This window comes from Coprococcus aceti (assembly GCF_025567285.1).
GTDB classification, from domain to species: domain Bacteria; phylum Bacillota; class Clostridia; order Lachnospirales; family Lachnospiraceae; genus Coprococcus; species Coprococcus aceti.
Genome location: NZ_JAOQJT010000013.1, coordinates 1 through 24,614, shown reverse-complemented (window position 1 = coordinate 24,614; position 24,614 = coordinate 1). Strand labels below are relative to the sequence as shown.

Sequence of the window (24,614 nt, the reverse complement as noted above, 5' to 3'; positions counted from 1 at the left end):
GTAATTCTATGATGATGCCTGGAGAATCTACACCGTGATATAGGATTTTGCAAGATCCTCCTTTATGGTTTCAAATCCCACCTGAAAACTTTCATCTCCACACTCTATATTGCCATTCATGTCTATGTCGATGAAGCTTGTGAAATCCTCACCTCTGTATCTCTCTCTGTACATTCCTATCACATCGTAGCTGTCATTTGTCCTGGCATCCACATACGACAACCTTGCAGCGGCATCGTACACATCCTCCTCACGGACTATGCGGTATCTCGTTATGGACATCTCCTCCGGATCATACCACGCTATAAAGTGAGGGACTTTAACATCTATCAGTGAAAAGCTCACCGATACCATGGATTCCAGCGCAACAGACATTGCCTGTCCATAGTGACGGCAGTTTCTTCCATCGAGATCCATACAGATGATGACCGGACACGACAATGCCTTTGATGTATCCCTGACCATTATCTCATCCTGTCTGGCCGACAACTTCCAGTGGATACGGGTCATCCTGTCTCCAGGTCTGTACTCTCTCACCTGATACACCTCGGTCGAGTCATCGCTTCTCACATCCGAATAATATACATCACTGTCCGTCACAAAATCTCTTGTGTTCTTCGTGACCTCCACCGGAACGAGATAGCACTGAGGCAATACGTAAATGTACGCCGTTCCACCAACCTTTTTCCTGATTGAGAAAATATGGAAAGCATCATATATCCTGACGCCCGATGCCTTTATCTCGTATCTTCCGCTGACATCCAGCTTCATCTTTCCCACGCACTTTCCATACCTGTCATCTATCTGTTCAAATGTACTCTTCTTCTTTTTCTTCATACCCGGAGCAAGAACACTGAACACCGCTGCCACATGGGGTACCTGACCACCGGTGACAGATACCGCAAGTTCCGGACAAAATGTACTGTTCTTCTCAACCACAGGTATATTCATCTGCATCTTAACACTGGTTCTTATGTATCGCACGATCAGCCCGGCTATAAGACTCAGCATGACAGCAGTCATGATCACCGCTGCGAAAAAGTATGATTTTTCTTTATTGATTATTCCTATATATACACATGCCCCTATCAGGACAATATACAATATTCCTCGTCTCATACGACATCCTACCACTACACGCTTCCAAATCTCATGCTACTTTTTCGCCGAACTTCTTCGTCTAACCGACGGTTTGTACACCCTCTCCATTATGTCCTTGAGCACAGCCTCCTGTGTTATGTGGTTCACCCTTGCCTTGGCACTTAAGACTATCCTGTGTCTTATGACGTCCGTCCACACCATCTGCACATCCTCAGGTATGACAAAATCTCTCCCGCTTATATATGCCCAGCTCTTCGCCATCTTGGTGAGGGCTATCGTTCCTCTTGGACTCACTCCTAGCTCAAGGCTAGGATTCTCTCTGGTTCCAACAACAAGCTGGCCTATATAAGAATACACGTCATCACTGACCTTGACATGCTTTACTTCCTCCCTGATAAGCCGCAGCTCAGATGCACCTATTACAGGCTCTACATCCTGAAAGCCATCAGCGGAGGTCCTTCCCTTAACTATATCCAGTTCGCTCTCTATGGATGGATATCCCAGCTTAAGGCACACCATAAATCTGTCGAGCTGGGAATCAGGAAGAAGCTGTGTTCCGGCACTGCCGATAGGGTTCTCCGTGGCAATTACTATAAATGGATCCGGAACCTGATATGTCACTCCATCCACAGTCACATGTTCCTCCTCCATAACCTCGAGAAGTGCCGACTGTGTCTTTGGAGATGTTCTGTTTATCTCATCTGCGAGGAACAGATTGCACATAACAGCACCCGGTCTGTACACAAACTGATTTGTCGCCTTGTCGTACATCGTAAATCCCGTTATATCTCCCGGAAGGACATCCGGTGTAAACTGGACTCTCTTGGTCTGGAGCCCCATTGCATTTGCAAATGCAAGAGCCATCGTCGTCTTGCCGACTCCCGGTACATCGTCCATGAGAATGTTACCGCCTGCGATTATCGCCGCCATTATCTTGGCAATACACACGTCCTTGCCTATGACGACCTTCTTCACCTCATCTATAACGTCCATTACCTTGTCATTATAATTCATCTCGTTCTCCCATCCTTCAGATTATCTGTCTACATACGCAACAGGGAGGAAGCTCTTCCACTTCCTCCCTGTTATCATTGCTGCTGAAGCTTCGCCTTTACCGTCTCTATATTATTCATTATAACTCTGTATGTATCATTGTCCCCATAGACACTGTAGAGTTCTTCTGCCGCAAGCTGATAAAATTTGAGTGCCTGCTGGTAGTCCTCCTGTCTGTACCACACCTCTGCAACAGCAGACAGCGCAGCACTGTAGTGATATCCTCTGACACCCTTGAGCTGATATCTGCGCACCGCCTCCGTCAGCTTGTCCTGAGCTTCCTTGAGCCGACCTGCCCTGAGAAGGCTCTCGCCAAGATTGGCATATGTGGCAACAATCTCCGTACCGGCATTCTCATGTCTTTCTATGATGCTGAGCGCGTGCTCCAGTGCATCAACAGCCTTGTCGTAATCGCCAAGCTCCTGATAAATGAGCGCCACGTTGTTATAATAACCCGCCAGCAATATATCATATGGACCGAGCTGCTCCGAATATATGTCATACACCTTCCTGCAATAGGACAGGGCTTCCAACAGGTTACCTGCAGCCCTGTTCTCATTTGCAATATTCATGAGAGCGGTTCCATATGGAACTGTATCTTCAATCCCCATCTTATGAGCGAGCCTCATGACCTGCCTGCAAAAATACAGTGCCTTGTCGTGTTCTCCCGTGGTGCGGTGAAAACCGATAAGCTCATTGTATATCGCAAGCATGGAATCAGTATCCTTTTCATATTCAGCATCGCTGAGTGCCTGGGTAAGGTATCTCTCCACCTCCGGCAGTCTGTTCTCTGCGAACAGCTTATCAAGCCCGCTAAAAACCTCATTTATATTCATATAGTCAACCTCAATTTCTCTCACAATATCCTGTCATCACATCATAACACAATATTCAATTCATTTACAGACCCATTAAGGAAATCCATGGCATTGTCCAGAGTGGTCCTGCTTATCGCCTCCAGTGCCTCCTCTGTAAGGAATCCCTGATGAGACGTCACTATCACATTTGGAAATGACAACAGTCTCGCAGTGATCGAGGACTCCAGTATGTCATCCTCCCTGTTCTCAAATACATTTGGAGTCTCCTCCTCGTATACATCCAGCCCGATTCCGAAGAATTTTCTGCTTCTGATCCCAGCTATGAGATCGTCGGTCTTGATGAGTGCACCTCTGGAGGTATTCACCAGGATCACGTGATCCTTCATCATGCCAATGGTCTCTTCATTTATCATATGGTAGGTCTCGTCGGTCAGCGGACAGTGAAGCGATATAAGATCAGATCCCGCCAGAAGCTCAGGGAGCTCCACATATCTGACAAAATCAAGGTCCGGATTCTTATACATATCGTAAGCGATCACATCCATTCCAAATCCATGACATATCCTCGCCATGGCAGCCCCGATCTTACCGGTTCCGACGATACCGGCTGTCTTGCCGTAGAAGTTCATGCCTGTAAGTCCGACCAGACTGAAGTTGTTCTCCCTCACCTTTATATAGCTCTTGTGCAGTCTCCTGTTCACCGCCATGGCAAGTGCCATCGCATGCTCCGCCACAGCCTCAGGCGAATAGCCCGGAACCCTCATCACAGTTATACCGCATTTTTTTGCCGCATCCATATCCACGTTGTTGAAGCCCGCGCATCTCATCAGTATAAGCTTCACGCCCGCATCACTCAGCGCATTCACAACGGGTGCACTCACATCCGAGCTGACAAATGCACATATGGCGTCATACCCCTTTGCAAGTCTTGCGGTCTTCACCGACAGATCTGTGTCTACATAATCTATGGTCAGCTTGTCGTACTGATCTTTCATCGCATCGAACGACTCCATGTCATAACGCTTTGTATCATAAAATAATATATTCATATCTGTTCCTCCTGTTTTTTCCTCTATCGGTATAATGTGTAGCATTGCTTTTTTCTATGTACAAAAACGGAGATTCTCTGAACTGTGTACAGAGGATCTCCGTTTATTATTTGCGTGACAGTATAGCTGTAAGTCCCTGAGTCGGAACATGTGAGTCATCGTTATCCAACATGTTAGGCAGTATGAGTGTCGCCTCATACACCTTGCCCTTTCTGCAGGTCGTAAATGATCCATTCATCTCCTCCGCCATCTTCTGACATGTCAAAGTACCTATATGTGTGCTCTCAGCCTTGCTGCTTTCCGGATTTATATAATTTCTGAAATAAATTCTTACCTTTCTCCGATCTATATATACCCTTATATCTATGCTTTTTGATTTGTCCGAATACTTTCTGATGTTGGTAAATACATTGTCGGTTATCCTCTTCATACCCTGAAGATCAACGTAAATTTCGGCTTCCTTGTCCGAGATATCAATGTCGAACTGATATCCATTCTCGCCCAGGAGCACAACATACTCTCCAAGCATCTGGTCAAGGAACGGCCCCGCCGGGAACATCTCCATGTTGAGATCATCACCGCCCTTTGAATATACATAGAAGTATCTGAACATCTTGTCCGACATCGTCCTGAGCTGCTCCGCCTTCTCAGCACTTATCCTTATGTATTCGTCAAGCTCCTCCTGGGATGAATACTCCTTGTTCTGCATGAGCTCCAGATATCCCGCCATGACTGTGAGCGGAGTTCTTATATCATGGGCCATGGCTGTGACCAGATCACTGTTCGCCTGCCATGCCTCACGCTCCCTGCTGAGCTGCTCAATAATGGTCTGCCTCATGGTGTCTACATTCTCCGCCAGCATACAGATCTCATCCTGACCGTGTATTGTTATCGGCCCATTGATATCCACATCCTTGATATCCATGACCTCATTTGTGAGGCGTCTCATTCTGCCTATCTCTCTTCCGAAATAGACTATTATCACACCGATGAACAGGATACAGCATATGACAAATATCGCTATCTCTCCGACATCCTTGATCGTATCATCCGAATAGTCAACTATGCAGACATCAAACACTCCATCCTTGAATAGCACAGGATAGAAATCGTAGTCAAATTCATTGAGGTCTCCTCGCAGCATGCTGGAATTGCCGTAGTAAGCTCCCTCATCCGCGGTCACCGCATCGGATTTCTTCTGGGATTCGCTGCTCGAGGATGCCTTCCTCTTGATCTTTCTGATATTTCCATAGTTGTCCTGTAACAGAATGATTATCTCACCAGTCTCCGAATTCGTTATGACATATTTGTATGCGCCCTTCTTCTCTATCATCCAGTCAGAGTCGAATACTATATCATTGTTGTTATAAATCAGTATGTACACATTGTCGTGCTGCTCCTGCCATGCCCTGAGTGCCTGCGTATCCGTAGCCTTTATGGAATGGCTGGTCACATATGAAGCAAAGCTCTGGATCTGTCTGGCGGATCTCTTCTGTGTATTCGTGTCACTCATGTATACATTTTTCATGTAGCTGTTCAGTGCAAATGTTCCTGCAAAAAAAGCCGATATGGACAATATTAGCCCAAGCAGTATGATCACAAACAGCTTTACCCTGAGTGTCCGCTTAAATGGCATCTTCATATCAGTCTACCTGATATCCCTTTCCATATATGGTCCTAATGATCTCAGGCTGCGCTGAGTTGTCCTCTATCTTCTGTCTGAGTCTGAGTATGTGTACCATGACCGTATTGGAAGATGAAGGAAGATACTTCTCCTGCCATATATTCTCGTAGAGTGCCTCGAGTGACCATGGCTTTCCTCTGTGTTCCACCAGGAAGAACAGAAGTGCATACTCCTTGTCGGTGAGCTTGATGACCTCACCGTTCTTGATCACAATCCTCTTAAATGAGTCAATATTTATATTGCCGACTGAGATATTCTTTGGATCGGTCTCTGATTTTCCGCGGTACACCTTGTATCTTCTGATAAGAGCATTCACCTTGCGGTTAAACTCGCTCTGGGTGAATGGCTTTGCCAGGAAATCATCGCCACCCACATCGTATGCCTCGTTCTGATCCGGCTCCTTCGTCTTCGCCGTCAAGAAGAGGACTGGGATAGATGAAAACTCTCTGATCTGCTGGCATGCCTCAGTACCTGAAAGCTTTGGCATCATTATGTCCATAACTATGAGATCGATGTCCTTGTCCGCACGCACGGTCTCGACGGCCTCAACTCCATCGGCAGCCTCCACAACATCGTATCCAAGTCTCTTGAGATATATATTGAGCAGCGTTCTGATGTCCTGCTCGTCGTCCACTATAAGTACTTTTACAGATTCTTTTTCGTTCTCCATATCGCATTACTCCTTATCCACACCAAATGTATGTACATTATAACAAATACTCATATCTTTATTCCATTCTAAACTTCTTTGTAAGGAAATTTAAGTCATAAAAAAACGGGAACCCTCACTATGTGAGAAGTCCCCGCCTTTTCTTTATAAAATGATTGGAAGAGCTATAGTTAGGTGTGTCTAACTGTTTCTGAGTATATCCAAATTGCCAGCATATGTCAATAACCTGCCCGCCATTTGTAATGATAACATTTATCAGTTCGCTCTTCTCTCCTGTCTTCTTCGCTTTATGCCTCTCCATGCCCCCATGATCATGTCCCTGTACACGCCAGGATTGAATATGAGCAGCAATGGGAAGAGCTCCAGTCGTCCCGCAAGCATGTCAAACATCAGAACATACTTGGTAAATCCCGTCAGCCCGCCAAAGTTTCTGGTAGGTCCTACCTCGGAAAGACCCGGTCCTATATTGTTGAGACACGATGCCACCGCAGTGAAGTTGGTCACCAGATCCCTGCCCTCAAGGGACACAAGAAATACAGACAGGGTAAATATTCCCATCAGCGTGATGAAGTATACATTTACCGCCCTGACTACCTCGTGCTCCACCGGTTTGCCATCCATGTTTATCTTCTTGATATTCTTCGGATGGAAATACGAACTCAGCTCCTTGACAACGGTCTTGAACATTATCACGAGTCTCGACACCTTCATACCGCCACCGGTGCTTCCCGCACAAGCTCCGACAAACATCAGGATGACCAGCACCGTCTTACAGGTCTGTGACCACTGGTCAAAATCCGCCGATGCGTAACCCGTCGTGGTGATGATCGATGCCACCTGGAAGGCCGCATGTCGCAGGGCATCCCACATATTTGACATGGTGTTCATCAGACTTACAAACAGTATCGCCACCGATGTCAGGATGATGAGGAAATATGTCCTGACCTCCTCCATGGAAAGTGCCTTTCGGATGTTCCTGAACAGCACAAAATAATAAAAGTTGAAATTCACACCAAACAATATCATGAACACTGTTACAACCCACTGTATATATGGTGAGAAGCTTCCAAAGCTGTCGTTCTTTATTCCAAAACCGCCTGTTCCGGCTGTTCCAAATGCCGTACACAGAGCATCGAACAATGACATATGTCCAAACATAAGGAAAATGACCTCCAGAACCGTCATTCCGAAGTAGATAACATACAATATCCTGGCAGTGTGCTTGAGTCTTGGAACAAGCTTTCCAACGGATGGCCCCGGGCTCTCCGCCTTCATCAGGTTCATATTTGAACCGGACGCACTGTTCATCGGAATGATGGCAAGCAGGAACACCAGAACTCCCATACCGCCTATCCAGTGGGTAAAGCATCTCCACAGCATCATGCCATGTGACATACTCTCCACATCGCTCAGTATGCTGGCTCCCGTTGTGGTGAATCCCGATATGGTCTCAAACAGTGCATTTGTGAATGAAGGGATCTCCCCTGAAATGACAAATGGCATGCAGCCAAATATACTGAGCAGTATCCAACTGAATGCCGTGGCTACACATCCCTCTTTGAGATATATGGTCTGATTTGCCGGTTTTCTAAGTGTCATAAGCGTTCCTATCACAAGACATGATATTATGACTATAAGGAACGCAAATATTTCATGTTCCTGATATATGAGAGATGTCAGGCATGGAATGATCATGAGCAGACCCTCAAGTCTTATGATCTGGCCAAGTATAAATACTATCATGGAATTATTCATAATCTTCTCCTAATCAAACTGCCTTAAGCAAGTATATCTCTTATATCCGTAAATCCTGTCTCAGTGGTGACTATCATGGCCGTATCTCCAACCTGTATAGAATCCTGACCTGTTGGAAGCAGGATCGAACCGTTTCGATTTATAAATGCTATGAGGAGGTTCTTCTTGAGATTGAGATCCTTCAGCGGTATATCCGTCACCTCCGACTTCTCATCCACACGGAACTCTATCGCCTCAGCTCTTGAGTCAAACATGTGGTAGAGTGTCTCTATGCTGTTACTGTTGGAATTCTTCTTCGCACGGACATATGCGACTATGGACTCCGCAGTTATACTGCATGGATATACAACACTTCCCAGATCGAGGCTGTTTATGACCTCTCTGAAATTGCTCCTGTTTATCTTGGTTATCGTCTTGGCATTTGAATGTTTGCGGGCGTGGAGAGTCAAAAGTATATTCTCCTCGTCGATTCCTGTCAGGGACACAAATGATTCAGTCTCCGCAAGGCCCTCCTCGTTCAAAGTCTCCTGATCCGTTCCATCACCATTTATGATTATCGCCCTCGGCAGAAGGACTGAAAGCTCCTCACAGCGCTTCTTGTTCTCCTCTATGATCTTGACGGATATTCCCATGTTCACGAGCTGTCCAGCCAAATAATATGCGACATTTCCTCCACCGATTATCATGGTGTTTTTGACTCTCGCAGTCTTGAAGCCTATGTGCTCCATGAATTTTCTGGACATAGGCCGTGTTCCCACACATGACATGATGTCACCGGCCTTGAGGACAAAATCACCGGAAGGGATATAGAACTCCCCGGCTCTCTCAACTGCCGCTATAAGTATATTTATCGGCTTCTGTTTATTTGCAAGATCCTTACCGAGATCAGCTATGCTCTTGTTGTCCAGCACGTTCTTCTCCGGGATCTTTATCCTGGTCATCTCCGCCTGTCCGTGTGCAAATGAATTTATCTCAAGAGCCGTTGGCAGATACAGTACCCTCGACACCTCGATTGCAGTCTCAAGCTCAGGGTTTATGATCATGGTAAGTCCAAGCTTCTCCCTGAGATAGCTTGCCTCCTTGCTGTAATCCGGGTCTCTGAGTCTCGCTATGGTCGCGCAGTCTCCGACCTGCTTGGCTATGGTACAGCACAGGATGTTGAGCTCATCCGACGACGTGACTGCAGCTATCAAATCTGCGTTCTGTATTCCCGCTTCAAGCTGCACACTGTGATTTGCTCCGTTTCCAACTATTCCCATAACATCATACTGATTTGCGTATGTTGCGACCTTCTGGGGATCCTTGTCTATGATAGTTATATCATGCCCCTCATTTGCAAGCTGCTTGAGTATGGCCACGCCAACCTTTCCACAGCCCACTATTATGATCTTCAATCCCGTCTTCTTGCCTGATCTGCTACCAAACACGGATTTATCCTCCTTGATTACCTTCAATTAGCTAAGCCAAGTATAGCATGCTAAATATAAAAATCAACACCTGCCACTTTTCTTTACTGAAACCTTACACGAACAGTCTTATTATGCAACACACCAGCACAAATATGACAAATGCTATGCCGACTATCATATTTGTTCTCTTGCTGAAACCTTTGGTGGGTTTTCTGTAGATTCCGTCATCTTCTTTGTTCTTCTTCATAGCCTTTTCTGTCTCCTGTTTTATTGTTATGAGTTTATTTTATATGTGATTTTCCGCAATAGCCTTAAGCCTCTTTATGAGCAGATTCACATTTGTGTGCCTCTTCAAAGAATTTTCCCCACTCTTTATGAAATCCCATGACTCCCCATAAGTCATATCTGTAGTCACAGTCTCATTCTCCTCAAAAAAACGCTCCAGCGATCCCGACGTCTCATGCTTCATCGAGAACTCCGCCGCCCTCCGCACCTTGCCGTGCTCATCTGAATTTGCATCCCGATACAGGAAATGATCCAGGTTGCTCGAAAAATAGTATACGGAGTATTTTATCTTTTTACTTCCTATCTTTATTGATGACAGCGAAGTGAGCACATCCAGATTCGCACTCTTGCAGAGATTGCGCTCCTTCACGTGATCCGGATTTGCCGTCACAATGATATCCGGGTAGTATACCGGCTTGTCTTCATTTCCCCCATCAGTCACGACCAGATTGTCATCTATGTACGCCCCATCCATATCCACAAAATGAATTATCTCCACAATGTCCTTCGGATACAGGCCCGTCCTCTTTAGCAGAGGACTGACCATTATCTCATCTATAAACCGCTCTATGTTGTCAGGATGTATGCCATTCTTTGAGGTTATATCACCGCCAAAGCTTCCGTCATCCTGCATGAGCATGGCAAATTCCAGAACAATATCAGGATCTATATCCTCCAGAAGCTGTCCAAATGGCACCTCAAGAGCATTCCGGTCCGACACTCCCTCGACAAGGAACAGGAAGATCTTCTTCTTAGGTCGTTTCCCCATGATCCATACCTGCCTTTCTGAATGCCGATACAATCTTGAACCTCTTCGTATTCCTATACAGCTCCTCGTCCTGTTCTCCAACCACGATCTCCCTGAAATAAGTATTTCTGAGATTGTTGCTGCTTCCGATTCCCTTCATACGGATATACCTATTTCTCGGATTTGTCGTGGTGAAATATATATAATCCTTGCTTATGACCTCCAGCGGTCTGAGGTTATGCGATGTAAATATAAACTGCCCCTTGCCAGACTCCTGGAACGTCTGCAGCACCTCTCCCAGAAGATACTCAAACACACCGGCATCCAGCTCGTCTATGGCTATCGTGCACGACTGCTCATTGTACGCATCTATTATCAGACTGAGCACCGACACGATCTTGCGGATACCGTCGGACTCGTACCTGAATGGCATGTGCACTCTTCCGTCAGGCGCAGCCTCCTGATTGTGGAACACACTCATGTCCGTCTCATTTCTGCTGGACACTATCTCCACCACATGTCCCATACTGCCATCCTTCATGAGGGCAGGCGACAGCTCGTGAAGATCAACATTAAGTCCCGGAACTATCTGGCTGAGGACTATGTTTATATTCTCAAACTGGCTCTTTATCTCGCTGAAGACTATCTCCGGCATGATGTTCGGCACATCCGTCTTCAGAAGGAATTTACCGCTCTGTGTGTATAGCGGAAGTCCGTAGTTGAGTCTTATATATCCTGTTGATTTCGTGTCTACCACATGAAGATAGAGCTGACTGTAGTACGCCAGCTCCAGTATAACCTGATAAAACTCAGAGTATAACCCGCACTCATCGCACACCTTTGCAGTTCCGAGCGAGAAGATAAACGACGCCGACTTTTCCTGCGCCAGTCTTCTCACCACATTCAGCTCATCCACGAACTTTCTGTCATTTGTTATGAAATATTTCTGCTTCGATACAGGCCCGAACGGCATGTCGTCAGTGCATGTGTCAATCACAGGCTGAAGTATCATCTTCCTGCCCTCAAAATCACCTGACATACTCAGTTTCTCACCCGATATGCGGACTCTGTAGCTCGGCTGGCCACTGTTCTGATCCTCTCCTCCGTACTGTCTGAATCCGTTATTTGTCTCATTCTCCACGGCGGACATGAGGAATTCGTACACAACCTTTCGGATGCGTCCGTCCTCGTACTGAAGGTCAAATGTAAACTCCAGTCTGGCCATCTCCTGACCCTTTGCCACACATTCTGCATACACCGCCGGAACTTCAGCTCCAATCATCAGAAGCTTCAGTATGGCAAGCGCCTCTATAAAACTCGTCTTACCCGAGCCATTCTGTCCATAAAGTCCCAATATATCTGATTCTGTTCCATACGGAACAAACTTCTTTCCACAGGCAAATACTATCTCTCCATGCTCCACACTCTTGAAGTTGTCAAGCACCGCTTTCTGCAGTCTTATCGTGGGAAGCCTATCCCAGTGGTCTTCTCTAAATTGTCTGATTCTCATTCACGGTCTCCTCAGATGCTCTTAATATAACGTCATAAAACTGTATTACCATTATATTGTTATCTCCAATTTCCGTCAACAGCCATCAAGTTTTTCGAATTTTATATTCTGTTTTTTTGATCTTTCACAGCTTTACCATTTCTATATCTTAACGGTGGTTCTCCCACCGCCGCAGAAAATTTCCTGATAAAATAACTTACATTTGGGTAACCTGATTTCATGGCAATCTCGGTAACCGACAGATCTGTGGACTCGAGAAGATGCCTTGCATACTTAAGTCTAACATAGTTCACATACTGTGTGAGCGTCATGTGAAATCTCTCACTGAAGAATCTTGACATGTACTTTTCCGACAGATGAAAATGTTCAGAAAGCTCAGCAAGACTTATGTGCTCATGATAATTATCCTGTATATATATAAGTATCTCCTTTTCCAGTCCACCTGACGCTCTCCCTGTCTTCGCTTCAAGCTGATCGTATTCCACTAAAAGATCTACAACCTGCAACAGTCTGATTCTCACCTGTATCTGTCTGTGTGTTCCAAATTTCCCATTTTCCTCTGACAACTCATCAAGAATAGGTACAAGTTTTTCAAGCAGATTCCGATTCGTCACTTCAGGTCTGAATTCCCGTGTGTGATTCCTAAGAGGAAAAAATATCTCATCCTCCAATTCATCCTTGGTCTGAAATGATATGAATTCCATCGGAAACAGAAATGTAAAATAATCCACCGGTGTTTCCGGGGCGGCCATCATATGCAGCACTCCCGGACTTACTATATATACAGCTCCGTCATCCCCTATAAATTTCTGTCCATCAATCTCAACCATAAGTGGACCTTTCCTTACATATATTATCTCCACCTCATCATGCCAATGAACCGGGATCTGGAATGCATGTGGCCAGTATCTCATATGATACTCACAAAATGGATATTCTCTTGTCCCGTGTGGATGATTTTCCTTTAATTCTGCGTACATTGTTATCCCCTGATATTGATTTATTATATCTTGTGTTGCCTTTTATATCATGCAACTTCGTCATATTAACTCATATGTAGAATATGTGCAACTTTTAATTGAAATAGTACAAGATTCATGCGGTATCAATGCGATATTATACAATTTAGTTATAACTCATGATTTTATACCCATCACCAAAGGAGTACTGATTATATGAAGAAATTATCCGCACTTTTTATACCTATATGTTTTGAAACACTATTCTATATGCTGTCTGGCATGGTTGACACACTTATGCTCTCATCAGTGGGCGACTATGCCGTGGGTGCTGTCGGAACCGCCAACAGTTATATCGGAATGTTCATCATCATGTTCTCCATCATATCATCCGGCATGATGACGGTCATGACTCAGAATATCGGCGCAGGCAGACCTGGGATTGCTTATCAGGCACGCCAGCTTGGTCTTATATTCAACTCAGTCATAGGTATGGGAATGTCTATATTCCTGTTCATTTTCTCCGGAAATATTCTTGATCTGATTGGAATAGCCGGGAACCTCAGGGAACCTGCCATGAGCTATCTTGAAATCGTTGGCGGAGGGTGCTTCCTGAACGCGCTGATTCCAATATTTGCAAGCTACCTCAGGGCATTTGGACATACAAAGCAGCCTCTCATCGCTACCATAATCGGCAACCTTGTAAACTTCGCCTTAAATGCAGTATTTCTCTTTGCGCTGCATAAAGGGGTGCAGGGTGTCGCTACAGCGACAGTCATATCCAAGGTTATCAACCTTGCAATTGTTATCTTTTTCTCCTGCACCCTTGTAAAAGCAGGAAAAAATCCCGAAAGGCTTTCTAACAGAACTGTCCTTTCACAGATCATCAGAGTCGGACTGCCATCTGCATTCGAATCCGTTCTGTACAATGTCGCCATGATGCTGGTGGTCAAGTTCCTGAACCAGATGGATACTGACGGAATAAATGTCACGGCACGATCCTACGCAGTCCAGATAAGCAACTTCTCCTACTGCGTCGGCTCAGCGCTCGCCCAGGCAAATGCCATCATGACAGGATGGCATATCGGTTCCGGCGATATAGATGCATGTAAAAGAGATACAAAAAAGGCCGCCATCATCGGTGTGATCGTGGCGACCTGTCTTGAAACTTTATTTGCAGTCACAGCCCCATGGGCCATGAAACTGTTCACCGACAACCCGGACATGGTACATATTGTCACAAGGCTCCTTGCTATTGACATCATCCTCGAGGTTGGCAGAGTTACAAACCTTGTCTACGGCCAGGCCTTAAAGACCAGCGGAGATGCGGTATTCCCGGCCGTCATAGCAGCTGTCTTTATGTACGTGTGTGCTGTCGGCGGTACATGGATGTTCGGCCTGCACCTTGGGCTCCTTGCAACCGGCGCCTACATAGGCCTTACCTGTGACGAATGTGTACGCGCAGTTGGTATGGTCCTGCGCTGGCGAAGCGGAAAGTGGACGGAGAAGAAACTGGTGTGATAATACCCTAGTACCAGACATATTCCAGAATGTATCAGACCAGACATACGCCAGGCATTTATCACAGTATTCCCCCTATCATATACACCACAAATGCCGCAAGCCACGCCACAACGCACTGCCAGATCACTACCATGACAGCCCAGCGATGTCCCATCTCTCTCTTGATGGAGGCGATGGCTGCTATACAAGGCGAGTAAAGCAGGCTGAATACGAGCAGCGATGCTGCAGCCCTGGTTGTGATAGCTGCGGTCACTGATCCGTTAAACAATATCTCAAGTGTGGATACCACACTCTCCTTCGCCATGATACCGCTTATGAGCGACGTACATATTCTCCAGTCGCCAAGTCCAAGCGGCTTAAATATCGGCACCAAAAGTCCGGCTATCGCAGCAAGTATGCTGTCCTGCGAGTCTTTCACCATATTGAGGTGCATATCAAAGCTCTGAAGGAACCAGATACATATAGTTGCAAGAAATATAACTGTGAACGCCTTCTGAAGAAAGTCCTTTGCCTTCTCCCACAGGAGCTGGCCTACGTTCTTCGCACCCGGAAGTCTGTAATTTGGAAGCTCCATGACAAAAGGAACCGCATTGCCCTTAAACAATGTGCTCCGATAAACCATAGCCACAATTATTCCTATCGCAATTCCAAGGAAATAAAGCCCTGCCATAATAAGGCCACCCTTTCCAGGAAAGAATGCGCTTACAAAGAACGCATATATAGGAAGCTTCGCCGAACAGCTCATGTATGGAGTGAGCAGAATAGTCATCTTTCGGTCTCTCTCACTCGGGAGTGTCCTGGTTGCCATGACGGCCGGAACCGTACAGCCAAATCCAATCAGCATCGGAACTATGCTCTTGCCAGAAAGTCCGATCTTCCTTAGCAGCTTATCCATGACAAATGCAACTCTGGCGATGTATCCACTGTCTTCCATAAGCGACAGGAAGAAGAACAGGGTAACAATTATTGGAAGGAAGCTGAGCACACTTCCCACTCCTGCAAATATTCCATCCATAACAAGGCTCTTGACGACCACATTTACATTTGCTGCGGTGAGAAGCTTTCCCACCTGAACCGTAAGTGCATCTATCCCCATCTCTAAAAGTTTCTGAAGTCCAGCTCCGATCACGTTAAATGTCAGATAGAACACCGCCAGCATGATACCGATAAAGCACGGAATTGCTGTATACTTTCCGGTGAGGATACGATCTATCTTCTCGCTTCTGATCCTCTCCTTGCTCTCCTTTGGCTTAACTACGCAATTTTCACATACCTTTTCTATGAAATTAAATCTCATATCAGCTATGGCTGCACTCCTGTCAAGTCCTCTCTCTTTTTCCATCTGTATTATCAGATGTTCTATCGTCTCTTTCTCGTTCTCATCAAGTCCAAGCCTGTCAAGTATGAGATGATCTCCCTCTATGATCTTGGTAGCAGCGAATCTAAGCGGCAGATCTGCCGCCTTTACATGATCCTCTATAAGATGCGCCACCGCATGTATACATCTGTGAACAGCTCCGCCAAACTCATTCTCATCACAGAAGTCCTGTCTTCCAGGCTTTTCCTGATACTTGGCTATATGTATGGCGTGTCTTACAAGCTCATCCACACCCTCGTTTTTTGCCGCAGATATAGGCACAACCGGGGTTCCAAGCATTGCCTCCATCCCATTTACATCTATGGAGCCCGAATTGCCTGTGACCTCATCCATCATGTTGAGTGCGACGACAACCGGTATCTCCATCTCAAGAAGCTGCATTGTGAGATACATATTTCGCTCTATATTAGTAGCGTCTACTATATTGATGATAGCCTTTGGGTGATCATCAATCACAAAGTTTCTGGACACGATCTCCTCGCTGCTATAAGGAGACATCGAATATATTCCAGGCAGATCCGTCACGGAAGTATTCTCCCTGCCCCTTATCGGACCATCTTTTCTGTCGACAGTTACTCCAGGGAAATTGCCTATATGCTGATTTGATCCGGTGAGCTGATTGAACAGAGTCGTCTTTCCACAGTTCTGGTTGCCAACCAGGGCAAATGTAAGTCTTGTTCCTTCTGGAAGCGGATCACCGTCCCCTTTGACGTGATATTTTCCTTCCTCGCCAAGTCCTGGATGTTCCTTCTCCTCTATGATCTCAACTCTGGTGTGGGCTCTGGATCTTGTCTCTATCTGCTCTGCATCTATCTGCTCTGCATCAGCCAGTCTGAGTGTAAGTTCATATCCATGGATCTGAAACTCCATAGGATCGCCCATCGGAGCAAGCTTCACAAGGGTGAGCTCCGCACCGGGTATAACACCCATGTCAAGGAAATGCTGTCTTAGCTCTCCTTCACCGCCAACTGCCTTTATTCTGGCACTCTGTCCTACCTTCAAATCTCTCAGTGTCATAATTGATTATCCTTCTTTCATCATTCATCCAGATTCATCCACGCAGTCTTTCAGTACCACAAAATCGTCTGTCGAATGCCGTCTATTTATGTTTATTGATATTTTTTCTCAATTATAGCACGATGCGTTGTATGCGCAATATATAGATCCTGATTATCGTCTATATTTTCACGGCTTTTTCATGTGCATCTCTGTCTATAGAAGTCAGTTCCTTAAGTTCCCTCACCGTAAACACACCGCAGACAATCGCAGTTATTCCGTCCGCTATCGGTCCCGCATACATGACACCATCGATCCCCATGAATATAGGGAATATGATGATGAGAGGAAGCAGAAATAGTATCTGTCTTGTGAGTGACATGAACACACCAAGTCTCGCCTTTCCTATAGAGTTGAAGAAGTTTGATGTCACCGGCTGGATTCCATTTACGATGGTAAGAAACATATATATCCTGAAGTATCTCTCTGAAAACTGGAAGTACAGCTCGCTTCCCTCTCCAAATGCGCTTATGATCTGTCTAGGGAATATCTGGAATGCTGCAAATGCCACCACCGACAGAGCTGATGCTGCTGCCAGCGCCAGAAGATAAGTCTTTCTCACCCTCCTGTACTTTCCTGCGCCATAGTTGAAGCCTATGATCGGCTGGGTTCCCTGTGATATTCCTATAACGATCGCCATGAATATCATGTTTACCTTGCTTATTATTCCTGAACACGCAAGTGGTATGTCGCCTCCATACACCGACTGTGCTCCGTATCTTGACAAAGTATTGTTCATGACAACCTGGACTATCGCCATGGCTATCTGATTGAAACACGCCGACGCACCGAATCTGAATATATTGCCGCAGGGCTCTCCTCGCATAACAAAACTTTCCCTGGTAAGATGTATTGTCTTGAAATGGAACATATATCTGAGGCTTATGGCAAATGATATGATCTGTCCTGTGATAGTTGCCAGCGCCGCACCGCGCATACCCATATCGAGCCCGAATATAAGTATCGGATCAAGTATAGTGTTGATGATGGCACCTGTCAGCATGGATATCATTGAATACCTCGGACTTCCATCAGCCATGATCAGCTTGCTCATTCCGGTATTCGCTATCAGGAATGGGAAACCTATCGCTGTTATCCTTGTGTACTCCTGTGCAAATGGCAGAACCTTGTCAGTTGCGCCGAATGCCTTTAGCATAGGTGTCAAGAATATTGTCGTCACAAGGAAAAGTGCCACGCCAAATATCGCCATGAGACAGATTCCATTTCCTGCTGCCTCAGCCGACTTCTTCTCATCTCCGGCACCAAGCTTCAAAGAAAAGCTGGTCGCACTTCCTATGCCAAGAAGAAGCGATATCGCAGTACATGCCGTTGAAAGAGGAAATGCTATATTTGTCGCAGCATTTCCAAGCATTCCCACTCCGTGTCCTATAAATATCTGGTCAACTATATTATAAAGTGCTGTCACCAGCATGGATATGATACACGGTATGGCAAAGGTTGTGAGCAGATGTGCCTCATTCTCATATCCAAGGGGATTGTTCTGATTTTCATTTGTCTTTGTGTTATCAGATGTCATGATTCTGTATTGCCTTTCTGTCTGTATTGCGACTCAGTTTTTCATTCCATATTTCTTCAGGTCTACCCGGTCATTTTCAACCTCTATGCCGTCTGCCCTCAGGCGGTCCGCCTGGACATTTGCTCCACCGAACGCAAATGCTCCCGCAAGCTCACCCTTGGAATTCACCACTCGGTAACACGGTATATTCTCAGGATCAGGATTCTTATGAAGTGCATTGCCCACGGCTCTCGCCATCTTCCTGTCACCTGCCATCTCCGCAACCTGGCCGTATGTTGCAACACATCCCTTCGGAATCTTCTTCACCGCATCGTAGATCCTCTTTGTCGGACTGTAGGTTACTATGTCATAGCTATCCGCTATCATCTGCTTCACAGCATCCTCTGGCACACTTCCATCCAGTATGATAGTGTTCCAGTGTTCTTTGTTCTGATGCCAACCCGGTATGACAGACTCAAATGCCTGCCTCCAGAAATCCCGGCTTTCCGGATCAGCCTTCACATTCAGATTGATATATCCATTCCTCTCATAAGTCCAAAGGAATGCCTTCTTGCTTCCCTTGACTCTCACAAGCTGCCAATTCTGGTCGTGAAATGGCGCCTCCTGATACGTGTCAGGAAACGACAGACCGTATGCCAAAGCTTCCTCTCTTGTTGTCATTTGTATTTTTCCTTTCCTGTGTTGCGATTATGTCATAGCTGACAGTTTGCCTCTCAGCTATATAACGCACCGTTTTTATCTTTTTTCATTTTTCAGCTAAAAAGCGATAAACTACCTGTATCCCTTGAGGTATTTCTTCTGCTCATCAGTTATGCGGTAACTCTCCACAGCCTTCTGTATTGTCTTTCTGTGAACCCAGTCGGACATGCGGTGTTCTTCTATGTACGGAATTACCGCATCCCACTGCTTTGCCAGAGCTGTAGCCATGTACCACGCTATCATCATGTTGACATAATACTCATCAGACTCAACTCCCGCCACAAGCTTCACATACTCAGGCTCAAAATCCTCGTCAAGATAAAGTCTCATGAGCATTCCTATTCCGTACCTTATAGTATAGGTCTCGCTTGAGGCAATCCAGCGCTTGATGACCGGTAGCAGTTCTTCCTTGTGCTTTTCAAAACACTTCGGTGCCGGAAAATCACAGGTTGCCCAGTTGTCTATATACGAAAGAAATCTCTCTACCTCTGATAGACATTTATCATAGTCCTTTATCCTGGTTATGAGCATCATGTGAAGATTGTTTTCCTCGTAATAATGGTGTGGAAGTTCTTTTATAAACTTTTCTGACAGTTCTGTTCCAGCTATACTCTTTGCATATTTTCTGAGCACGGGAACTCTTATGCCTATGACAGTCTCCTTGTCGGTGTCAGGCATAAGCCTGCTGTGAAAATCTCTGTATGCCATATCCTGTAGTTCAAACAGATGCTTTTGAATCTCCTCCATATTTTCACCTTACGCTTTCTAATTTTCTCGTTGTTAGTTTTCCATTTTCTACATTTTTCTATTCTAACTCATAATTGTATACAACTATTATATCTAATACTATCTGAATTTCTTCACATGCTCCGATATAAACCGAAACAGTTCGATATTGACCTTCTCATTCTTCTCCTCCGCCTCAAGATATTCAGGCACTGAAATATCTGTCTGAACCTCTCCGCATACATCAACGCCCAATATTCTTGAATGTCTTATACCACCGTCATATCTTTCATCATTACGACAAGCGTCTGTATTTTTTTCTTCACCCTGACCGCCAAGAAAGACACTGAGCAGACGTTCAAGTCCATCGATTGACATATCCCCCTGACTCCAGTTTGTCTCCGTGTATTCTGTTCCGAGGACATCTTTGTCTATAGATATGTACAAGGGCAGATCTGTTCTGATATGTTTCAGCTTATCCTCAGGCAGTCCACCATGCAGGTCTTTGGCAGAAAATATCAACAGTCTTCCGCTTGAGATATCCCGGGAAATATCATACGAATCATCGTACTCAGCTTCTTGTACATTATACCCACATTTATAGCTTTCCACATTTTCTTGTCTCCCCTTGGAACCTTTATAACTTTCCAAAGTCTGCTCTATATCTGACTCCGGCGGACCTACAACTACCAGCTGTCTTAGATTTTTATTCTGTATAAGAGTCTGTCCCGCCCAGTCTCCGCAGCTCATCATTTCTGGAACCATCGGTATCTGCATGTCTGTATGATGATCATACATAACCAGCCCAAACGGTTCGGTTATATGATCTGTTATAATCTTCGTTATATAATGATAATTTCCCGAATCTATATAATGTATACCCTGGATTCCGTACGGCTCTATCCTGCCCCATATTTTTTCATATGCATTTTTTGAACAATACATATCTGTCTCTTGTATATCAGAGCAATCTATGTATCTGAATCTATCTATATCCTTTATATCCTCATCACGATATACGTGAGTAAAATCCAAAATCATATTCTCATTTTTCACCTTGCTGTCACCCATATACAACCTCCATATATCCAGTAACAAGTCAATTTCGCAGCAATATCGATTAACCTGTCAATAATAAAATAATCTTAATATAAAAATCGCCCGACTGTATTCTAACACAACCGGACGATTTTAATCACTATTTGTCTTTCTTTTTCCTTATGTGGATCTCCGGGATTGCCACCGTGTCATATGTCACAGACGAGTCATCCTCACCCACATTATCCTCATTGTCATCATGGCTCTTTGTGTTCACCTCAGGAATAGCCAGATTGTCAAATGACATGTTGAATCTGTGATGCTTTTTATGCTGTTCTTTATTTTTTTCTCTCATAGTTGGTTATACCCCCTAAAGTATGTTTATGAAAAATGTAATTACCAGGCTGTTCAGGAAGTCAGCAAATAAACTTCCTATAAGCGGTATTATCAGATATGCCTTGACCGAAGGAACATAGCGGTCGCATATAGCCTGCATGTTCGCCATGGCATTTGGCGTTGCTCCCATACCGAATCCGCATGTTCCGGCGGCCAGAACCGCCGCATCGTAATCCCTGCCCATCACGTTGAACACAACAAAATATGTGAACAGCATCATGAGTATAAGCTGCGCTGAGAGCAATATTATAAGTGGAAGTGCAAGCTCCGCAAGCTGCCACAGTTTCAGTGTGATCATCGCCATTCCCAGGAACAGTGACAGGCAGATACCACCAAGGTTGTTGATCTCACCCATGTATATATCAAACTTGCCGGAATACTCTCCGATATTTCTGATGACCGCAGCCGCGATCATCGCACCTATATATATAGGAAATGTAAGTCCTGTCTTTGTGAGGAGTTCCGATATGATGGTTCCTATTCCTACTGCTATGATGAGCTGAAACACTGCTGCCGCATACATATTGGTATGACGCTCATGTTTCTTCTCATCCTCAACCAGTATACTGTCGTCCTCGGCAACTGCAGTATCCAGAAGTTTCTTCCTGTCTATGAGTCTCTTGCCAATAGGGCCACCTATAAGACTTCCTGCGATAAGTCCAAATGTTGCCGCAGCCGTGCATATAGTTGTTGCCCCCTTGACATCAAAATCCTCCAGCACCGGGCCAAACGCTCCTGCAGTTCCATGACCACCTACCATAGGTATAGATCCCGTGCAGAGTCCAACAAGCGGATCAAGATGCAGCAGCTTACTCACCCCGAGCGCCAGAAAATTCTGGGACACTATAAGCACCACAACCAGTCCAAGGAATATGAACAACGACTTTCCTCCGCTCTTTAAAACCTTGAGATTCGCCTGGAATCCAACGGATGTGAAGAAGAATACCATGCACACCTCTCTCAGCGTATCGTCAAATGTAAATTCTGCTATGCCAAGACTGTAACACACACAGGTCAGGACTGCGAAAAGCAGACCTCCTATGACCGGCGCCGGTATGCAGAATTTCTCCAGGAAATTAATTCTTTTCTTCAAAAACTGTCCCAATATAAGTACCAGAACTGACACCGCCAGTGTCTGATACATATCTATCTGTATCTCCATGTAAGACCTCTCTTATCTATATTATATACACATGCAGACATCCGTGATCAGATACCTTCTTAATCCAATATCATCTGCATATATTCTTTTCCGCATTCAGTATATTTATTATCAGCAACTGACAACTACTGTTCAGCCGGGATCTCTATTCCTTTTTTCTGATAATAAACTTTCGCACCATCATGAAATGGAATGGTCACGTTCTTCACAGCCTCACTCTCATCTATCTGGAAGGTGAGTGCTATTGAATACTGGATATCCTGCGCATGTTCAAAGAGAAGTCCTGTGAGCTCCTCCACTATCTTCTCATCCATATCATCCCTGGCGAGGAGCACTGCTCTGACACCGAGTGTCACAACATCCTGAGTCTGTCCCTCGTAGGTTCCCGCTGGTATGGTGTAATCCGTATAGAAGCCGTACACGGATTTTAGTCTGTCCCTGCATTTGTCATCTATTCCGATGAGCTTTACGTCACATTCCTTAGACAGCTCCTCGATCACCGAGGTCTGTATACCTGCTGTACAAAAGAATGCATCTATCTGTCCTGATTTGAGTTCATTTGCCGCATCCACATAATCGAGATTAACCGTGTCCACAAGGGATTCCACAAGGCCGGTCATCTTAAGTATCTGCTCTGCATTTCTCTGGGTACCGGACTCCTCCTCACCCACAGAAATCTTCTTGCCCTGAAGATCATCCAAGCTGTCTATTCCCGAGTCAGCTCTCACCACGATCTGACACGCCTCAGTGTACAGGCTGGCAACTGCCGAGTACCCTCTGTACCTCTTCTTGTCCGTGGCGCCTGTTCCGTTGTAGGCCGCATCCACCAGATCCGCCTGGGCTATCGCCATGTCCACATATCCGTCGGACAGAAGCCTGATATTCGCCGTGGAGCCTGCAGTAGCCTTTACCTCAAAATCAAGATCCTCATCCTCCGAGGATGCTATCTGCGCAAATGCGTTGGAGAACGCATAGTATCCGCCGCCAACTCCCGCGGCTCCCAGCTTCACGGAATCACTGCCGATGCCACACCCGGCAAGGGAAAGTGTCATCAGAATGGCTGTTCCCACTGCAACCATCCTCTTTATCTTTTTCAGTTTCATTTCATTTTCCTCCTTACGTGACTTGGCGAAAGATCTTTCTCTTCGCTATTACCACCACCATACAACAATCCCGTATAACACGAAATAAAGGGCTTATCGCCCTTTATTATCGCCGTCCATATACCATGTACATCATTATTGTTATTTTACAACTATATTTAACAAAATGATATGGATAATTGTATTTTATATCTATAAAATCATCCTGAATCCGTCTATGAGAGCTATATTATTTACATTTTTATAATTTTTACGCCCTTATCTGCATCAATAATGCCGCCCTTCGCTGTAAGCTTTTTATTCTTTCTGACATCCAGCTTAGTCAGTTTGTTAGGCTTGCAGAACAGTTTTTGAAGACTTCTGCTCTTGCTTACATTCAAGGTCTTTAAGCTATTATTACCACAATACAATGTTCTGAGTTTCGGTGTGTTTCCGGTCGACAGAGCTGTAAGCTTTCTTCATCTTTTTGTTCTTACTCACATCAAGTCTGGTTATCTTGTTGCCTGAACTTGCTGTCCGGGAATGCCTTCTTATCGATCTTGACCTTGGCTGTAGCTGCGCTTGCAGTTACAACTCCATCTCCCCATACACTTCCCATAGATGCTGTCACCATCGCCGCAACGACCCCCGCAATAACCAATCGCTTCAACCCGGTAACAAATGTGTAATTTTTCCTGTCTCTCGTTTTTCTTTATCTCCCTTTATATAAATTTTCAGCATAAAAAGGCACATTTCTATTGTATATAAGTAAACTTAAAAGTCAACTCCGTATTGCTGCTTATTATTTTTATCATATTTTATTTTCTTGCAAATGCCGGAGCACTCCGGAATATAAACAAAATAAACGGCGGAGTCATTGTCTGATATGTACCCAGAATCCTGGACACATATTTATGAACTAGGCTGAACACATGGATGCTATCCTGTATTGTACAGGTGGCATCCATTTTGTTT

23 protein-coding genes are annotated in these 24,614 nt (G+C 45.2%); 1 reads left to right on the top strand and 22 read right to left on the bottom strand.

Annotated elements, in window-relative coordinates:
• Positions 1-27: 27 nt before the first annotated feature.
• The 12 genes from OCV54_RS13535 to OCV54_RS13480 all read right to left on the bottom strand — a co-directional run bounded on the left by OCV54_RS13535 (position 28) and on the right by OCV54_RS13480 (position 13,062).
• A complete protein-coding gene (locus OCV54_RS13535; RefSeq protein WP_055224555.1) occupies positions 28-1,119 on the bottom strand; it encodes a DUF58 domain-containing protein in 1,092 nt (363 codons plus the stop codon).
• 36 nt (positions 1,120-1,155) lie between these two features.
• Complete coding sequence (locus OCV54_RS13530) at positions 1,156-2,115, bottom strand: AAA family ATPase (RefSeq protein ID WP_055224553.1); 960 nt, start codon at positions 2,113-2,115, stop codon at positions 1,156-1,158.
• A 74-nt stretch (positions 2,116-2,189) separates the two neighbouring features.
• Positions 2,190-3,014, bottom strand: coding sequence for a tetratricopeptide repeat protein (locus OCV54_RS13525; protein WP_238050776.1), 825 nt, complete (start codon positions 3,012-3,014; stop codon positions 2,190-2,192).
• A gap of 17 nt (positions 3,015-3,031) precedes the next feature.
• The gene (locus OCV54_RS13520; RefSeq protein ID WP_055224551.1) at positions 3,032-4,021 is read right to left on the bottom strand and encodes a 2-hydroxyacid dehydrogenase; all 990 of its coding nucleotides are present in this window, start codon (positions 4,019-4,021) and stop codon (positions 3,032-3,034) included.
• A 106-nt stretch (positions 4,022-4,127) separates the two neighbouring features.
• Positions 4,128-5,663, bottom strand: coding sequence for a HAMP domain-containing sensor histidine kinase (locus tag OCV54_RS13515; protein ID WP_022216934.1), 1,536 nt, complete (start codon positions 5,661-5,663; stop codon positions 4,128-4,130).
• A gap of 1 nt (position 5,664) precedes the next feature.
• Positions 5,665-6,375: a response regulator transcription factor gene (locus OCV54_RS13510; protein WP_015534035.1), complete on the bottom strand. Its 711-nt coding sequence runs from the start codon at positions 6,373-6,375 to the stop codon at positions 5,665-5,667.
• 255 nt (positions 6,376-6,630) lie between these two features.
• Entirely contained in the window at positions 6,631-8,130 is a 1,500-nt protein-coding gene (locus tag OCV54_RS13505) for a TrkH family potassium uptake protein (protein ID WP_015534036.1), read from the bottom strand.
• A gap of 23 nt (positions 8,131-8,153) precedes the next feature.
• Positions 8,154-9,557 carry a Trk system potassium transporter TrkA gene (gene trkA, locus OCV54_RS13500; RefSeq protein ID WP_055224550.1) on the bottom strand — a complete coding sequence of 468 codons (1,404 nt, stop codon included), beginning with the start codon at positions 9,555-9,557 and terminating at the stop codon, positions 8,154-8,156.
• A 94-nt stretch (positions 9,558-9,651) separates the two neighbouring features.
• Complete coding sequence (locus OCV54_RS13495; RefSeq protein ID WP_015534037.1) at positions 9,652-9,786, bottom strand: hypothetical protein; 135 nt, start codon at positions 9,784-9,786, stop codon at positions 9,652-9,654.
• 39 nt (positions 9,787-9,825) lie between these two features.
• Complete coding sequence (locus OCV54_RS13490) at positions 9,826-10,593, bottom strand: hypothetical protein (protein ID WP_015534038.1); 768 nt, start codon at positions 10,591-10,593, stop codon at positions 9,826-9,828.
• Complete coding sequence (locus tag OCV54_RS13485) at positions 10,577-12,082, bottom strand: AAA family ATPase (RefSeq protein WP_015534039.1); 1,506 nt, start codon at positions 12,080-12,082, stop codon at positions 10,577-10,579. Before OCV54_RS13485 ends, OCV54_RS13490 begins: the two co-directional genes overlap by 17 nt.
• A 101-nt stretch (positions 12,083-12,183) precedes the next feature.
• Entirely contained in the window at positions 12,184-13,062 is an 879-nt protein-coding gene (locus OCV54_RS13480; protein WP_055224547.1) for an AraC family transcriptional regulator, read from the bottom strand.
• Between the two features lie 195 nt (positions 13,063-13,257).
• Between OCV54_RS13480 and OCV54_RS13475 the strand changes: the two genes are divergently transcribed.
• A complete protein-coding gene (locus OCV54_RS13475; protein ID WP_055224544.1) occupies positions 13,258-14,562 on the top strand; it encodes an MATE family efflux transporter in 1,305 nt (434 codons plus the stop codon).
• Positions 14,563-14,623: 61 nt separating this feature from the next.
• Here the strand turns inward: OCV54_RS13475 and feoB are convergent, their stop codons facing one another.
• The 10 genes from feoB to OCV54_RS13425 form a co-directional block, all read right to left on the bottom strand.
• Positions 14,624-16,960, bottom strand: a complete 2,337-nt coding sequence (feoB, locus tag OCV54_RS13470; protein WP_055224543.1) for a ferrous iron transport protein B — start codon at positions 16,958-16,960, stop codon at positions 14,624-14,626.
• 160 nt (positions 16,961-17,120) lie between these two features.
• Positions 17,121-18,536, bottom strand: a complete 1,416-nt coding sequence (locus OCV54_RS13465; protein ID WP_015534042.1) for an MATE family efflux transporter — start codon at positions 18,534-18,536, stop codon at positions 17,121-17,123.
• Positions 18,537-18,569: 33 nt separating this feature from the next.
• Positions 18,570-19,196 carry a methylated-DNA--[protein]-cysteine S-methyltransferase gene (locus OCV54_RS13460; RefSeq protein WP_015534043.1) on the bottom strand — a complete coding sequence of 209 codons (627 nt, stop codon included), beginning with the start codon at positions 19,194-19,196 and terminating at the stop codon, positions 18,570-18,572.
• A gap of 111 nt (positions 19,197-19,307) precedes the next feature.
• A complete protein-coding gene (locus OCV54_RS13455) occupies positions 19,308-19,982 on the bottom strand; it encodes a DNA alkylation repair protein (protein ID WP_015534044.1) in 675 nt (224 codons plus the stop codon).
• Between the two features lie 99 nt (positions 19,983-20,081).
• Positions 20,082-21,032, bottom strand: coding sequence for a hypothetical protein (locus tag OCV54_RS13450; RefSeq protein WP_055224541.1), 951 nt, complete (start codon positions 21,030-21,032; stop codon positions 20,082-20,084).
• Between the two features lie 127 nt (positions 21,033-21,159).
• Positions 21,160-21,354, bottom strand: coding sequence for a hypothetical protein (locus OCV54_RS13445; RefSeq protein ID WP_004851427.1), 195 nt, complete (start codon positions 21,352-21,354; stop codon positions 21,160-21,162).
• Between the two features lie 15 nt (positions 21,355-21,369).
• Positions 21,370-22,557 (bottom strand): sodium/glutamate symporter, encoded by a 1,188-nt coding sequence (gltS, locus tag OCV54_RS13440; RefSeq protein ID WP_055147079.1) that lies wholly within the window; start codon positions 22,555-22,557, stop codon positions 21,370-21,372.
• Between the two features lie 125 nt (positions 22,558-22,682).
• Positions 22,683-23,660 carry a TAXI family TRAP transporter solute-binding subunit gene (locus OCV54_RS13435; protein WP_015534045.1) on the bottom strand — a complete coding sequence of 326 codons (978 nt, stop codon included), beginning with the start codon at positions 23,658-23,660 and terminating at the stop codon, positions 22,683-22,685.
• A 233-nt stretch (positions 23,661-23,893) separates the two neighbouring features.
• Positions 23,894-24,040: a hypothetical protein gene (locus OCV54_RS13430; RefSeq protein ID WP_262563521.1), complete on the bottom strand. Its 147-nt coding sequence runs from the start codon at positions 24,038-24,040 to the stop codon at positions 23,894-23,896.
• Positions 24,041-24,141: 101 nt separating this feature from the next.
• Positions 24,142-24,309, bottom strand: a complete 168-nt coding sequence (locus tag OCV54_RS13425) for a hypothetical protein (protein WP_173796015.1) — start codon at positions 24,307-24,309, stop codon at positions 24,142-24,144.
• Positions 24,310-24,614 lie beyond the last annotated feature (305 nt).

What these genes read in the sequence shown, in the direction of transcription:
- OCV54_RS13455 (WP_015534044.1), bottom strand. Translation starts at nt 19,982, where the DNA reads ATGGAGGAGATTCAAAAGCATCTGTTTGAACTACAGGATATGGCATAC.
- OCV54_RS13530 (WP_055224553.1), bottom strand. Translation starts at nt 2,115, where the DNA reads ATGAATTATAATGACAAGGTAATGGACGTTATAGATGAGGTGAAGAAG.
- OCV54_RS13480 (WP_055224547.1), bottom strand. Translation starts at nt 13,062, where the DNA reads ATGTACGCAGAATTAAAGGAAAATCATCCACACGGGACAAGAGAATAT.
- OCV54_RS13450 (WP_055224541.1), bottom strand. Translation starts at nt 21,032, where the DNA reads ATGGGTGACAGCAAGGTGAAAAATGAGAATATGATTTTGGATTTTACT.
- OCV54_RS13465 (WP_015534042.1), bottom strand. Translation starts at nt 18,536, where the DNA reads ATGACATCTGATAACACAAAGACAAATGAAAATCAGAACAATCCCCTT.
- OCV54_RS13495 (WP_015534037.1), bottom strand. Translation starts at nt 9,786, where the DNA reads ATGAAGAAGAACAAAGAAGATGACGGAATCTACAGAAAACCCACCAAA.
- gltS (WP_055147079.1), bottom strand. Translation starts at nt 22,557, where the DNA reads ATGGAGATACAGATAGATATGTATCAGACACTGGCGGTGTCAGTTCTG.
- OCV54_RS13460 (WP_015534043.1), bottom strand. Translation starts at nt 19,196, where the DNA reads ATGACAACAAGAGAGGAAGCTTTGGCATACGGTCTGTCGTTTCCTGAC.
- OCV54_RS13485 (WP_015534039.1), bottom strand. Translation starts at nt 12,082, where the DNA reads ATGAGAATCAGACAATTTAGAGAAGACCACTGGGATAGGCTTCCCACG.
- OCV54_RS13520 (WP_055224551.1), bottom strand. Translation starts at nt 4,021, where the DNA reads ATGAATATATTATTTTATGATACAAAGCGTTATGACATGGAGTCGTTC.
- OCV54_RS13515 (WP_022216934.1), bottom strand. Translation starts at nt 5,663, where the DNA reads ATGAAGATGCCATTTAAGCGGACACTCAGGGTAAAGCTGTTTGTGATC.
- OCV54_RS13490 (WP_015534038.1), bottom strand. Translation starts at nt 10,593, where the DNA reads ATGGGGAAACGACCTAAGAAGAAGATCTTCCTGTTCCTTGTCGAGGGA.
- OCV54_RS13535 (WP_055224555.1), bottom strand. Translation starts at nt 1,119, where the DNA reads ATGAGACGAGGAATATTGTATATTGTCCTGATAGGGGCATGTGTATAT.
- OCV54_RS13445 (WP_004851427.1), bottom strand. Translation starts at nt 21,354, where the DNA reads ATGAGAGAAAAAAATAAAGAACAGCATAAAAAGCATCACAGATTCAAC.
- OCV54_RS13510 (WP_015534035.1), bottom strand. Translation starts at nt 6,375, where the DNA reads ATGGAGAACGAAAAAGAATCTGTAAAAGTACTTATAGTGGACGACGAG.
- feoB (WP_055224543.1), bottom strand. Translation starts at nt 16,960, where the DNA reads ATGACACTGAGAGATTTGAAGGTAGGACAGAGTGCCAGAATAAAGGCA.
- OCV54_RS13475 (WP_055224544.1), top strand. Translation starts at nt 13,258, where the DNA reads ATGAAGAAATTATCCGCACTTTTTATACCTATATGTTTTGAAACACTA.
- OCV54_RS13505 (WP_015534036.1), bottom strand. Translation starts at nt 8,130, where the DNA reads ATGAATAATTCCATGATAGTATTTATACTTGGCCAGATCATAAGACTT.
- OCV54_RS13435 (WP_015534045.1), bottom strand. Translation starts at nt 23,660, where the DNA reads ATGAAACTGAAAAAGATAAAGAGGATGGTTGCAGTGGGAACAGCCATT.